This is a genomic window from Variovorax sp. P4_B10, assembly GCF_056402375.1.
In genome coordinates this window covers 26,854-40,157 of record NZ_JBFUHN010000068.1, presented here as the reverse complement: position 1 = coordinate 40,157, position 13,304 = coordinate 26,854, and the positions used below count along the sequence as shown (strand labels likewise).

General features: G+C 62.1%; 12 protein-coding genes and 2 pseudogenes. 4 read left to right on the top strand and 10 right to left on the bottom strand.

The annotated features are described in order from the left end of the window. The 6 genes from AC1DXX_RS25595 to AC1DXX_RS25570 all read right to left on the bottom strand — a co-directional run. On the bottom strand, window positions 1–461 hold a 461-nt coding region (locus AC1DXX_RS25595; RefSeq protein ID WP_478137023.1), incomplete at its 3' end, for a cupin domain-containing protein. Window positions 462–743: 282 nt separating this feature from the next. After that, window positions 744–1,346, bottom strand: a complete 603-nt coding sequence (locus AC1DXX_RS25590; protein WP_478137022.1) for an FMN-dependent NADH-azoreductase — start codon at window positions 1,344–1,346, stop codon at window positions 744–746. Window positions 1,347–1,410: 64 nt separating this feature from the next. Beyond that, complete coding sequence (locus tag AC1DXX_RS25585; RefSeq protein WP_478137021.1) at window positions 1,411–2,865, bottom strand: aldehyde dehydrogenase; 1,455 nt, start codon at window positions 2,863–2,865, stop codon at window positions 1,411–1,413. Then, a complete protein-coding gene (locus AC1DXX_RS25580; RefSeq protein ID WP_478137020.1) occupies window positions 2,858–3,649 on the bottom strand; it encodes a coniferyl-alcohol dehydrogenase in 792 nt (263 codons plus the stop codon). The genes AC1DXX_RS25585 and AC1DXX_RS25580 overlap by 8 nt, the downstream gene beginning before the upstream one ends. Before the next feature lie 3 nt (window positions 3,650–3,652). Continuing rightward, on the bottom strand, window positions 3,653–4,615 hold the full coding sequence (locus AC1DXX_RS25575; protein WP_478137019.1) for a Bug family tripartite tricarboxylate transporter substrate binding protein: 963 nt from the start codon (window positions 4,613–4,615) through the stop codon (window positions 3,653–3,655). Beyond that, window positions 4,612–6,063, bottom strand: a complete 1,452-nt coding sequence (locus tag AC1DXX_RS25570) for an FAD-dependent oxidoreductase (protein WP_478137018.1) — start codon at window positions 6,061–6,063, stop codon at window positions 4,612–4,614. The genes AC1DXX_RS25575 and AC1DXX_RS25570 overlap by 4 nt, the downstream gene beginning before the upstream one ends. A gap of 80 nt (window positions 6,064–6,143) precedes the next feature. On the opposite strand from AC1DXX_RS25570, the gene AC1DXX_RS25565 reads away from it, so the two are divergent. From AC1DXX_RS25565 to AC1DXX_RS25555, 3 genes and pseudogenes are all read left to right on the top strand, one after another. Beyond that, window positions 6,144–7,085, top strand: coding sequence for a LysR family transcriptional regulator (locus tag AC1DXX_RS25565; protein ID WP_478137017.1), 942 nt, complete (start codon window positions 6,144–6,146; stop codon window positions 7,083–7,085). A gap of 187 nt (window positions 7,086–7,272) precedes the next feature. Beyond that, window positions 7,273–8,172: pseudogene (gene tnpC, locus AC1DXX_RS25560) on the top strand (IS66 family transposase); the annotation flags it as partial. 46 nt (window positions 8,173–8,218) lie between these two features. Continuing rightward, window positions 8,219–8,401 (top strand): annotated as a pseudogene (locus AC1DXX_RS25555) (IS3 family transposase); the annotation flags it as partial. A 522-nt stretch (window positions 8,402–8,923) separates the two neighbouring features. Here AC1DXX_RS25555 and AC1DXX_RS25550 read toward each other — a convergent pair. From AC1DXX_RS25550 to AC1DXX_RS25535, 4 genes are all read right to left on the bottom strand, one after another. After that, window positions 8,924–10,321 carry a M20/M25/M40 family metallo-hydrolase gene (locus AC1DXX_RS25550; protein ID WP_478137016.1) on the bottom strand — a complete coding sequence of 466 codons (1,398 nt, stop codon included), beginning with the start codon at window positions 10,319–10,321 and terminating at the stop codon, window positions 8,924–8,926. Window positions 10,322–10,669: 348 nt separating this feature from the next. Beyond that, complete coding sequence (locus AC1DXX_RS25545) at window positions 10,670–11,128, bottom strand: hypothetical protein (protein ID WP_478137015.1); 459 nt, start codon at window positions 11,126–11,128, stop codon at window positions 10,670–10,672. A gap of 17 nt (window positions 11,129–11,145) precedes the next feature. Then, window positions 11,146–11,469: a hypothetical protein gene (locus AC1DXX_RS25540; protein ID WP_478137014.1), complete on the bottom strand. Its 324-nt coding sequence runs from the start codon at window positions 11,467–11,469 to the stop codon at window positions 11,146–11,148. 203 nt (window positions 11,470–11,672) lie between these two features. Then, on the bottom strand, window positions 11,673–12,305 hold the full coding sequence (locus AC1DXX_RS25535; RefSeq protein WP_478137013.1) for a TetR/AcrR family transcriptional regulator: 633 nt from the start codon (window positions 12,303–12,305) through the stop codon (window positions 11,673–11,675). Between the two features lie 81 nt (window positions 12,306–12,386). Here AC1DXX_RS25535 and AC1DXX_RS25530 point away from each other — a divergent pair, with 81 nt between their 5' ends. Next, window positions 12,387–13,043, top strand: a complete 657-nt coding sequence (locus AC1DXX_RS25530) for an O-methyltransferase (protein ID WP_478137012.1) — start codon at window positions 12,387–12,389, stop codon at window positions 13,041–13,043. Window positions 13,044–13,304: the final 261 nt, after the last annotated feature.

Sequence of the window (13,304 nt, the reverse complement as noted above, 5' to 3'; positions counted from 1 at the left end):
TGCGCTTCGGCGGCGGCGGCCATGCCGAAGAACTCGATGCCGTAGCGCGCGCGCTCGAGCATGCGCACGGCTTCGAGCAACTCCGGAATCCGCTGGGCCGCCTCGAAGATCGGATCGTGCAGGAACTGGATCACCAGGTCGCGCCGCGGCACGCCTTCCGGTGGTGCGTCGAGCGAGATCCAGTTGTGAGGCAGCTTGGGGCCGCACAGCACGAGGTGCCCCGGCTCGAAGGAGCCGATCCAGTCGCCCACGAAGGCCTGGCCCGAGGTGGCGACGATCAGATGGAGCTCGTACTCCTCGTGGCAATGCCAGCGTGCCAGCGGCGTCGGAAAGCCATGCGCGAGGCAGCGCACCAATCCCACCTCGTTCGACGGCTCGTAGCCAAGGTCGGGCGAGCGCCCGAACTCGACCTCGAGTTCGGGCGACTGTTGGCGCGGCGATCGGTGAGGTGGGCTCGGCATGACTCAATCTTTCGATGACAAAAAGGGATCGCGCCGCAGGTTCTTGCGCAGATACTGTGATGTCCATGGGTGCGAGGCGGCCGGGTCACGCCGCGTGCCGTCCGCAGCGGCGAGGAATTGGACTCGCACGCACTCCTGCCGCGTCAGCAGCAGGGTGTTCTGTAGCGCTACCCCGCACTGTTGGCAGCGACGGTGTCTTACTGTTCCTGGCTGCGATGACCGGCAGCGCGAAAAACTGGGGCGATGCCAATCCGTGCCTGAGGCGCGTGCGCTCTCACCAACCTACGCTGCGGCCAATGCCAGAGCCTTGCCGCGCGCAGCGTCGGTTGCAGCTTTTGCAGCCTCGGCGCCATAAACCAAACCCTCGGCTCGCACAAACTCCACGTTCGTGATTCCAATAAAGGCGAGAAGCCAGCGCAGGTGCGGCTCCAAGAAATCAACCTGCTTGCCCGGTCCCTCCGAATAGACGCCACCGCTCGCAACAAACACGATGGCCTTCTTGCCTGGCGGAAGCAGGCCTTCCGGCGCGCCATTGACATAGCGGAATGTTTTTCCCACACGCAGCACGTAGTCGAACCATGCCTTGATCGTGGATGGAATCCCGAAGTTGTACATCGGAGAACCAAGTACGAGCACGTCGCACCGTTCAAGTTCGGAAATCAGCCGATTGCCTAAGGACGCAGCTTCCGATGGTTCGCCACCCATGCCTAGTTGCACGGCCACCATCTCGCCGCCCAGGTGCGCCAATGGCTGGGCGGCCAGATCGTGCTCGACGATGGCGACATCGGGATGAGCCGCCTTGAGGCGATCGAGGTATGCGGCGGAAAGGGCGCGCGTGACCGACGCGCTGCCGCCGATGCTGCCTTGTATAGAGAGGACGTTCATATCTATTGGTTCGTGATGGAAAAGTGGTGAAAAAACTCTGACCTACGTGCACTGAGCCTAGCGATCAGAATGGATAGTGGCGCGGTCCCATCTGCACGGTGATCCAGCGCAAGTCTGTGAACTCATTGATTGCGGCACGGCCGCCAAACCGGCCAAAGCCGCTTCCCTTGACCCCGCCGAAGGGCATCTGCGCCTCGTCATGCACGGTCGGCCCGTTCACATGGCAGATGCCGGAATCAATTTGGCCGGCGACGTTGAAGGCGCGGGCCACATCGCGGCCCATGACAGCGGCAGACAGCCCGTACTCGTTGTCGTTCGCGCATGCGACGGCTTCGTCCACGCCCTTGACGCGCACGATGCCCTTGACCGGCCCGAAGGACTCCTCGTGGTAAATCCTCATTTCGCGCGTGACGAAGTCGAGCAGGGTGGCGGGCATGAGGGTGTTCTTTGCCTTGCCGCCACAAAGCAGTTTCGCGCCTTTGCCGATGGCGTCGTCGATGAGTGCATTGCAGTGTTCGACGGTGCTCATTCCCACCACGCTGCCGAGCACGACGGGCTCGGGCTTACGCGGATCACCCAGCGGCAAGGCCTGCGCCTTCGTGGCGAAGCGCTTGACGAACTCGTCGGCGATCTTTTCATCCACGATGACACGTTCCGTGCTCATGCAGATCTGGCCGCTGTTGGCGAAGCATCCGAAGGCGGCGGCATTCACCGCGTCGTCGATGTCAGCGTCGTCAAGGATGACGAGAGGAGCTTTTCCGCCGAGTTCGAGCACCGCCGGCTTCAAGTGCCTGGCGCAGGTTTGCGCGATGAGCCGTCCCACGCGGGTCGAGCCGGTGAAGTTCACGCGTCGGATGGCGGGATGGGCAATCAACTCTTCCACCAAGGCAGCAGCGTCTTCCGGCGCATTCGTCAGGTAGTTCACCACGCCGGCGGGAAACCCTGCCTCGACGAATGATTCGACGATCAGCTGGTGCGTGCGCGGGCAGTTCTCGCTGCCCTTCAATATCACCGTGTTGCCGCACGCCAGCGGCGTTGCAATGGCCCGCACACCGAGGATGACGGGCGCGTTCCAGGGCGCGATGCCAAGCACCACACCAGCCGGCTGCCGAATCCCCATCGCCAGTGATCCCGGAACGTCGGAAGGAATTACTTCGCCGGTCACCTGCGTTGTGAGGGCCGCCGCTTCGCGGATGATGCCGGCGGCGAGCGTGACGTTGAATCCAGCCCACATCCCCGAGGCGCCGGTTTCGGCGGCGACCGCTTCGATGAATAGCGGCGTTTTCGCTTCCAGGCGGGCGGCAGCTTTAAGCAGCAGCGCGCGGCGCTCGTTCGGTCCGGTTTTCTTCCATCCGGCAAATGCGAGTGCCGCGGCGTCCGCAGCACGGCGCGCGTCGGCTGCGGTGGCGGCGGGCGCGCGCGTGGCGATGGAGTCGTCCAGGGGATTGAGCCGTTCAAAGGTCGCGCCGTTTTCGGCGGACACTTGCAGTCCATTGATCAACATGGAGAGATCAGACATGTTCTTCAAAGCCGTTCATTTGCAGCAGTACGTTCGAATGCATGCCACCATCCACAGGGATGTTGGTGCCGCGAATCCATGCTGATCCGTCGGACAGCAGAAAGCACACGACCGGCGCGATATCGGCGGCCGTGCCCGGTCGATCCATGACTTTCATGTCCTCTTCTGCGCGCGCGCCCAGGGTTTCGATGAAGTCCCTGAGGATGGGCGTGTCCACAGGGCCGGGGCTGACGGCATTCATGCGAATGCCCCGGTCGCGCCAGGTCCACCGGTTCTCCATCGTCCAGACGATCAGGGCTTCTTTCGAGAAGAAATAGCTGCGCGCACCTTCGATTTCATGCCCGCGGCAGAATGCATCGACATCGCCCAATTGAAGGCCCGAGCTTTCTTTGACAACCTGTCTTGCTTCGGCCCATCCAAGTCCCGCAAGTGACGCAAGGTTCACGATAGAGGCACCGTTGGCCATCTTGGGCACCAGTCCCAGCGTAAGGCGTTGCAGCCCGACCAGGTTCACTTTCACCACGGCAGCAGCCGGGCGCGTGGGCGGCAGGCCGGCGATGTTGGCCAGGCCGTCGATTCCATAGGGCAATTTCGCGACCAGTGCGTCGATCGAGCGTTCATCCGAAAGATCGGTCGCCACGAAATCGCCGACGGGGTGGGCGGGCCTCTGGATATCCACCGAGATCACGCTGGCGCCGTAAGAGGCCGCAAGCGCCGCCGTCGCCGCGCCAATTCCCGAGGCCGCGCCCGTAACGACTATTGTTTTTCCTTCAAGCATCAGCATCTTTCAGTCGGCGCTTATCCTGCGAGCCCGCACGAACTTGCCCCAGCGCTCGGCTTCAGAGCGGATGTATTTCGTGAATTGTTCAGCCGGCATGTCGAGAAACTGGAACCCAAGGTCCTCGAACCGCTTCCTGACCTTTGGTTGCTTCATCGCGTAGGCCACTTCCTTGTTCAGCGTCTGCACCAGTGCGTCCGGGGTCCGGGCCTTGACGACCACGCCGAACCAGATCGAGAGCTCGACGCCGCGGTAGCCGAGCTGCGCCATCGTTGGCACCCCAGTCAGCTGCGGCAGCGCCACCGGACCCGCCACGGCGAGACAGCGCAGCTTGCCGGCACGCAGATGGGGCAATGCGGGGCCGATGCCGTCGAAGAGCATGTCGACCTGGCCCCCCAGCAGATCATTCATCGCGGGCGCAGAGCCCTTGTAGGGGATGTGGTTGAAATTTCCTACCGCCGCATCGCGAAGCAGTTCGCCCAGAAGATGGCCCGCGCTGCCCGCGCCTTGCGACGCGTAGTTGATGCCTCTGCTCTTGGACGCAGCGACCAGTTCAGCCACAGATTGGTAGGGGCTCGAGGCGGGGACCAGCAGCACGATAGGCATCACCAGGATCGGTGCGACGCCCCGGACGTCCGACGGAGGGTTCCAGCCGAAGCTGCTGTACGTGACCATGTTGATGCCGAGCGTGGAGGTATCCCCCAGCATCAAGGTGTAGCCATCTGCGGGCGCCCTCACAAGGGCTGTGCCCACGATCTGGCCGCCTGCACCGGGCTTGTTGTCGACGAGGACCGGCTGACCGAGCCGCTCGCCCAGCACTTCGCCGACCGAACGTGCCATCAGGTCTCCAGGCCCACCCGGCGGATAGGGCACCAGGAAGGTGAGGGGCTTGGCGGGAAACGTCTGTGCGAGCGACCGACCCGCAAAAGCCGTAGCGGCCAGGCCCGTGACGAGTTGTCTGCGATTGATCATGTCGTCTCCTGTTGATGTAGGTCCGTGCCAACGTCGGCGTCGCTTCTGACCACGGCTCCCTGTTTGCGCAATTCGTCTTGCAGGCTGGCGATGTCGACATGGCGAGGCTGGACCCCCTGCGACGCCGAAAGCGCCGCGGCAACGCCCGCACCGTGCCCCGTGAGCCAGCACTGCGGTATTTCACGCATGAATCCATGCGAATTCCTGTCACACGAGATATGTCGGCCTGCGGCCAGCAATCCGTCAAGCCTGGCTGGAACGAGAGCGCCATAAGGAACCGAGATGTTGGGAAATTTGGGCGACACGGCGGGCGTGACGCCGATCTCATCAGCATGAATCGTTGCGGTCGGCCAGTCCTGCCTAAGGACGCTCCCAACGCCAATGAGCCGACGCGTATGGCGCACGCCCAGCTGCGGCCCGCTGAGCATCATGAAAGCGTTCTCGAAACCCGGCGCGTGTGCGCGGTAATAGTCCAGGTGCTGGGCCATGAGCACATGCGAGCGGATATCCACCTCGCTAAGCTCGTCGACGTCCAGGCCGGAAAAGCCCGTCTGGCGCGGGCCCATGAAGAGGGCAATGTCATTTCGCCATGAAACGAAAGGCCGCTCGAAAAGGCGAAGCTCCTCGCGCCCCCGGCGCGTGAATTCGGCGAACTGGGCGGGCTGTGTGTCGCGAAACTCCATCCACTTGACCATGTCCACTCCCGCCAGCAGGAAGGCCGTGTTCATGCAGTGATGGACATCGTCCTCGTCGATGTCCGAGGTGGAGGGGGCGCCGGCACGGCTGAACATGTCACCATCTCCCGTGCAGTCCACGACGACCTTTGCAAGGATGGCCATGCGCCCCTCCTTGCTCTCGAAAGCGACGCCCTGTACGACGTTGTCCTCGACGATGGGCGCGGCGGCCCATGAGTGGTAGACGATGCGCACGCCGCGCTCGACGAGCAGCTGTTGCGACACCAGCTTTAAACGCTCCGGATCGATGGTCGGTGAGTGCGTCACCATGCCGTGAAAGGCCGCGGTGCGCAGGCTCCAGTAATGCGCCCGGGTCGGGTCGCGCGAGCCCCATTCATCGGGGGAAGGTCCAGCGACGGCATCGGGTGGCAAGCGCTCCATGAGCTCGCGCGCGAAGCCCTGGATGGTGAGCCGCCCCTCCCAGTCGGTCATGCGGTCGATCCAGATGACCAGGCCGCCGGTGGAGAGGCCGCCAAGGTGGTTGTAGCGCTCCAGAAGGGTCACGTCGGCGCCCGTCGCGGCCGCGGCTGCGGCCGCCGCGCAGCCGGCGGGGCCACCGCCGACGACCAGAACATCGCAGCGATGGTAGACCGGCAGTTCGCGTGAGGGCTCGGTCCACGCCCCGCCATCCTTTCGCAGCCGCCGACTCCGCGTCTCGCGGCCAAATATGTCGGAGGAAAGAAAGCGCTCGGTGCCTTGAATGGTTGTCTTCATGCGCCGATCCTAGGGTCGTAGTGGTTCTGCGCATAATGCTCATTTTCTGCAGTAGTTATCCACTATTCGGGTAATGTGCCATGAACATAGATCACCTGGAGTACTTCGTACGCGTTGCCGAACTGGGCAGCATCAATCGGGCTGCGGCCAATCTTCATCTGTCGCAGCCGGCGTTGTCCCGCCACATCGCCGCGCTTGAACATGAGATGGGTAATGCCTTGTTTCGCCGCTCCCAGGGGGGCGTTCATTTGACAGAGGCGGGCCAGTTGCTGGCTGATCGGGTCCGCCCGCTGCTGCGGCAGTTTTCGTTGCTGAAGGAGCAGGTGGGAGAGCGTGCGGTCGGGCAGCTCGCGCTGGGCACCCCGCCTGCATGGCGAAACGTATTCACAGCCGACTTCGTGGAGCAACTGATTTCCAAGCACCCGGGAATCGCTGTTCGCGTGCACGAAGGCGTGAGTAACGTGCTGCGGGATCTCGTTGCGGCACGGCTGCTCGATCTTGCGATCTTGCCCTATGACCCGGCGCCGATGTCTGGCTATGAACAGAGCTTGCTGATCCGCGAGCCTCTGATTCTTGTTGGCCCAGCGAGCGAGAGCCTGCGTGCCGAAAGCCCGGTCGCGCTTGGCAAGCTGGACGGACTCAAGCTGGTGATGGCAGGACGCCCCAACGTGGCGCGGATGCAAATCGAGAAGGCGATGGAGCGTAAGGGCTTGCGGATGCGACTTGTGGCCGAATCTGACACTTTGCAGATTTGTCTTGCGCTGGTTCGGCGCAACGTCGGCCATACCGTGGTACCCGCCTCATCAGTCCACGGCTTGCCCAGCCAGAAGGAAGGACTTTCGTGGGCGCCGGTGCGGGGGCAATTTGTCACTTGGGCGCTCCTGGAGAACATCGGCCGTGGCCATTCGCGAGCCGTACGAGAAGCCAAGGGGCTGCTCGTGCGCACAGTCGCGAACGCGCTGGAGCGGGAAGTCTGGCCTGGCGCCGAAGCCGCGGAGGTGAACTTTGGGAAATTGGCGTGATACGCGATACGCGACGTTTTGGTCACTCTGCGCGTCGCCGCTAAGAACAACGGTTCGCAGCCGCGCTCCGCTTGCCGCGTGGGCGGCCGTGAGAGAGCCCCGGCTTCCGCCATTCGAGGAAGAGATCGGAGATCACTGACCTCAACCATCGGTTGGCGGGGTCATGGTGGTAGCGGTCGTGCCAGTGCGCATCGGTGAGGACGTGGGCGAGAAGCTCGACTACGCCCCCGGCGTCTTCACCGTCGAGCGCCATATCCGCGGCAAGTGGGCATGCACGCGTTGCCGCACGCCGACGCAGGCGCCAGTGCCTGCCGAGATCATCGACAAGGGCATCCCGACGTCGGGCCTGCTCGCCCAGGTGCTGGTCGCCAAGTACGCCGATCACCTGCCGCTGTATCGCCAGGAACAGATCTTCGCTCGCGCCGGGCTCGCCCTGCCACGCTCGACGCTGTCGGCGAGCGTGTGCGGCGTGCGGCTCGTGTGCGATGACTTCGCGGGCTACAAGGCCGGCTTCGCGTTGGGCATGACAGAGGTGGGCTGCATGGCGCACGCGCGTCGCAAGTTCGTCGAGTTGCACCTCACCAACAAGAGCACCATCGCAGGCACTGCCATCGACTTCATTGGGCAGTTGTATGGCATCGAGCGCGAGGTCAAGGCGATGGAGCCAGCGCAGCGTCTGCATGAGCGACGAACGCGCGCAGTGCCCATCGCGAAGGCACTGCATGAATGGCTTCTGGCGCAACGCACCAGGATCACGCCCGGGACTGCCACAGCCAGGGCGATCGACTGCAGCCTGAAGCGCTGGGTGGCGCTCACGCGTTACCTGGAGGATCCGGCGCTGCCGATCGACAACAACTTCGACGAGCAGCAGATCCGGCCCTGGGCCACGGGCAGAAAGAACTGGCTGTTCGCTGGCACGTTGATGGCAGGCCAGCGTGCCGCGGCCATCATGAGTCTGATCCAATCGGCCAAGCTCAATGGGCATGATCCGTACGCGTACATCAGGGACGTGCTCACGCGTTTGCCGACGCACCCGGTACGCGACATCGACGTATTGCTGCCGCATCGCTGGGCGCCATTGAGCTAGAAACTGCGGTCCTCGGGCGCGTCAAGTATGTGTTGCCTGACTGCTTACGTTGAAGGTCGAGCGGCTGCACGGACAACGCTTCAAGACCAAGCGCGAGGCCAGGGACGAACCCGTCGCGTGGCTGCTCTGGTACAACCGTGCTCGACTGCATTCGACGCTAGCCTGCGTCAGCCCAATGCAGTTCGAGCAGGACTGGCTTGCCAATCAACCCAAGCAAGCCAACTCCTGAGCTCAGCTATGGGATACGGATTCCAGGGGCAAGGTCAGTTTGCGCTGTCTAATCTGTGGATGGCGCACAAGAAACTGATGGCGATGATGGGACAGACACGTCTGCGAACAGCCTGAGGGTGCTGGATCACGCGCAGGCCTCATCGATTCGGGGTATCTGGCGATGCGATTCATCACCATGCGCATCATTGGCCCTCATCGAAGGCCAATTGGTGACCTGTTCAGACCTTCCCTAGGCGGAGGTTGGGATCGGTTTGCATCCTGACCATGCACAAGACACTGCATTCAGTTCGCGCAGATCCCGAACAAGGTGTGGAAGACAAGTTCGCGCTGGCTGCGCGTTGGCCTGTGGTCCTCCGATTTGTGTGACGGCAAAAGGTGGCAAAAAAGATGAGCCCTGAATCGACAATTGAGAAGTTTCGCTCGGTCGCTGCTTTGAGCTTGGCGGGCTCTCGACGCGTAGTCGATTCAAACGAGCGGTTCTTGATTTGGTCTGATGGAGCGCGAAGCCTCGACTTTGATGTCAATCCCCATCCGAACTCAGACTCTTGATCAAGCGGTACATGAACTCACGACCGTCAAGCAACTGTTTCATGCCGATTTTCTCATTCAACCCGTGAATCCCTGTTTGCTCCGGATCAACAAAGAGGCCGGAGACGCCGTACATCGGTATGCCGGCTGCGCGAAATAGACGGCTGTCGGTTGTGCTGACGCCCATGGTCGGGACGACGGGAACGCCAGGCCACATGGCCTCGCTGATCTTGTCCACTCTGCCCATAAGCCCTGGATTCAATGGCGAGGCCGGGGCCGACTCGCCAATTTCGATGTCCGATACCTTCACCCCGGGTCCGGCAATTTCCTCAAGGCTGGAGCGAACTGCGGCGACGTTCTCGCCAGGAAGCGCACGACAGTTGATCGTCGCCCTTGCTCGCTGGGCCAACGCATTGGGTGCGTGACCGCCTTCGAGCATCGTTGCAACGCAGGTGGTCCGCAGCAGGCCGATGATTGCCGAGCGTTTCGACAATCGATCGATTGCTCCTGGCGATGGTTTTCCTGTGGCGATTTCTTTGAAATCGAGAGCCGTCGCAGCGTCCTGCAGGGTCGCCGTTCGTTCAAAGTAGGCTCGCGTTGCATCGCTGAGTTGAACCGGGAACTGGTATTGGCGCAGTCGAGCCAGCGCTTCTGCCAAGTCGTAGATGGTGTTGTCGGGCGTGGGCCGCGCGCTGTGGCCTCCGGGGCCGGAGGCCTCGAAAGCGAAGTCGAGGTAGGTCTTCTCGCCGATCTGCACGACATGGACCAGGGGCTTCCCATTTTTCAGCTCGCCTCGACCTCCTTCATTGATGCCGTACGCCGCATCCACATCCGTGCGTCGATTCTTGAGGAGCCAAGCTGCGCCGTTCGACGGTACATCGCGCTCTTCATCTGCGGTCAGTGCGACAACAATGTCGCGATCGGGGACGAAGCCTTCGCGTCGCAATTGCGCCAAGACGGATATGTACGATGACGCCATCGCCTTGTCGTCAATGGCTCCTCGCGCAATGTAGTAACCATCCTGCTCCACAAGCTTGAAAGGATCGGTCTTCCATTCGCTTGGTTTGGCCTCGACCACGTCGAGGTGAGCCAGAAGCAACAGCGGTTTCTTCGTGCTTGTTCCCTTGTAACGCGCTAAAAGATTGCCTCGCTTCGGGAACGGCTCGATCACTTCAACATCATTTGGCGGGAGTCCGGCTTCGATCAACCGCTTCTGTGCTGCTTTCGCGGCTTCTGTCGTATTGCCTACCGAATACGTGGTGTTGATTTCAACAAGCTCCTTGTAGGTAGCCTGGAACCACGCAGTCTCGTCGATCCCCGGTGAGGTCTGCGCAGTCGCGATCGTGCTGCAGATGACTGCGATCGAAGCAGCTATCAACTTGGATTTCATAGGTCGTATTTCGGTCTCTTGTTGAACGTAGATTTGGAGCGACGGCTTGGCAGGTCGATGACGGCTTGCACCGAGAGCCTCGTCAAAGATTATGGAGGGCTGGTCGGGGGGCGGAAGCGCTCGAAAGTGGTCTGTTGAAAGGCGCTACCGGGGTGTGTGACGGATTGCACAGAGCAATAGGCGCAACACGAGATCGCTGAAGAAAATTAACAATTGCCCGTGCGTGCTTGAGAAGCAGCCGACGCCGGTTGCGAATGATCGACTCGAAGCTCCAAGTCGTTGATCAAATCCGAGGCAAGCGGCCCTCTCCAAGGACGCCTCATCCCATGCAGTTCGCGCGCCTATGAATCAACGGGACGGAACGCTGACTCGCCAAATTCCCTTCACGATCAGCACTGCAAGCAGTACGCCTGCTCCCGCAAAGACGGCGCAAGCGAGCAGGAAGTGCACCGGCGCCTGTGCCAGCACGATGTCCGGGGCCCTCCATGGTGCGGGAATGACGCCTCTGAAGAGGCCTCGCACGGCAATGTAGATGGGCGCTCCCCCGAAGAGGAGCGCCAGGAAAATGCCGAAGACTTTCAACTGCCACGGCGACAGCACGGTCCGCTCGAAACCGCTGTCCTCGAACCGGCCCTCACCCAGGATCGGGAGGTTGAATATGGCGACGACGAGCGCGAAGAAGGCGACAAGCACTGCGGGGATGAAGAAGATCCCTCCCAGCGCAGAACCGCCCGAACGCATCTCGATCGCGACGCAGGTCGCACCGAGGAAGATGGCAAGCGCAATTGCCCTGCGAAGCAAACCCATCGTTTGGTCCTAATGTGTCAATCAAGAAGGTCAACATCCATGTCGTCGTCATTCCAACGGCGCTCGACAAGCCAGGCGCCCAAAGCCGCGGTTGCCAGGCCCAGCAGGATGCTGCTCCAGCCCCATGGCCCCACGCGCCAGCGAGGCGCCATCAGCAGGCACAGAGCCCAGAGCAGCGGGGCGCGCACCAGTGCCCGGAGGATTGCGCCGGGCACGAGGAACGTCATTGCGAAGACAAGCGCCAGTCCCAGGCCCCAGGCCACGACCTGTCCCAAGCCCATGACAGCAGCCCAGCCCAGTATGCGAAAGAAATCCACGATGGGCTCTGCATGCACGGACATGCTTGTGAACGCCAGAAGGGCACCCACCCAGCGGGCGGGTCGAAGGTGCGATATCAGGGGCGGCGTGAGCATGGGCGCAGTATGCATATCCACGCCGTGTGCTGAATGTCCAAGGCAAGAAGGCGCAAAGGCCGCAACCGGCAGGTGCATGGGCCGATACCGAGCCAGCCATCGAGCCGATGACTGCATGCGTGAGCGCTGGCTCAGCGCGATGCAAGGCTTTCCAGGTAGGCGCAAAACATGTCAGCCATCGAGTTCGCCCAGGCCTTGATCTCGGCGGCGGTTCGAGGGCTCTCGGAAAAGTCTTTCCCCACTGCGCTGAGCGTCCTCACGATCAGGTCGCCCGCCATTCCGCGCGTGGCGTTGGAAGCCGCTGGCAGGGCTTGCTTCATGAACACGCGCACAATTTCGTCGCCGGCGGCGTGCGCTTCTTGTGCCTCGGGCGCGTCGCGGTAAAACGGGGCGGCGTCACCGAGCGCCGTTCGCACTTCTGCTTCCTCGCACTCGGAGCGGATGAAGGCGTGCGTGAGCATGCGCAGGCGCTCGAGTGCGGGCCGTTGCGCGTCCTCGAGGATGCTGCGCATCATCTCTGTGGTCTGCCGCCATTCGTCGCTCTGCAGGCGGAACAGGATCGACGCCTTGTTCGGGAAGTATTGATAAACCGATCCGACGCTCACGCCGGCCCTCTCGGCGACGCGTGTCGTTGTGAAGCGGTTCACGCCTTCTCTCGCCAAAACCTGAATAGCTGCTTGAAGAATGGCCGCGAGGAGGTTGGCCGAGCGCGCTTGCCTGGGCTGTCTGCGAGAGGAGATAGAGGCACTTCGACGGTCGGTCATGGGAGGGATCCGCAACGCGAATGGAAAATATGAAGGGTTCTTCATATTATTTCGCATCTGCTTTTCAAACGAAAGAACCCTATGACGACCTTGACCACTGCACCGCTGGCACCCTTGCTGGACCGCCTGTTCCTGCAGGCCGACGCGGCAACCAGCCCTGCCATCGCGAGCATGAACCCGGAGGAACGCCAGCGGCTGATGCACAGCAAGACCGAATACCTCGACTTCTACAGTCGGATGAAGGATTTGTGGCTGCCGGTGTCTCGTGAGACCGGCGTGCTGCTGTACCAACTGGCGCGCAGCACGAACGCGCGCAACATCGTGGAGTTCGGCACCTCCTTCGGTCTGTCCACCCTGTACATGGCCGCGGCGCTGCGCGACAACGGCGGCGGCCGCCTGATCAGCAGCGAGTTCGAGCCGTCGAAGGTCGCCAAGGCCCGCGAGCACCTGGCCGAAGGGGGCGTGATCGACTTGGTCGAAGTCCGAGAAGGCGATGCACTGAAGACGCTGGCGATCGACCTTCCGGAGTCCATCGACCTGCTGCTGCTCGATGGCGCAAAGTCGCTCTACAACGACGTCCTGGCACTGGTCGAGAGCCGCCTGCGGCCGGGTGCGCTGATCGTGGCAGACAACGCCGACCACAGCCCGGAGTACCTTGCACGCGTGCGCTCTCGCGATAGCGGATACCTGTCCGTGTCGTTCGCCGACGACGTGGAATTGTCAATCCGGTTGGGCTGAGGCTGTGCACGAACGGTTCATTCGCCGAACCAGAACACGAGCCAGGACGACAGCGCAGTCAACGTGGTCATCAGAATGAAGGCATCTCTCTGACGGGACAAACCACGGCGAGACAACTGAAGTAGGCTGGATAGCATTTCGATCTCCTCAAGCGACTGCCCCGGTATTTGGCGGTCGGGCTTGGTATTCGTCAATCCGACAATAGTTCGAAGGCTTGCGCTTGTTGCGAAACAAAAGACCGCGAATGCGAGTGCGGCAAAC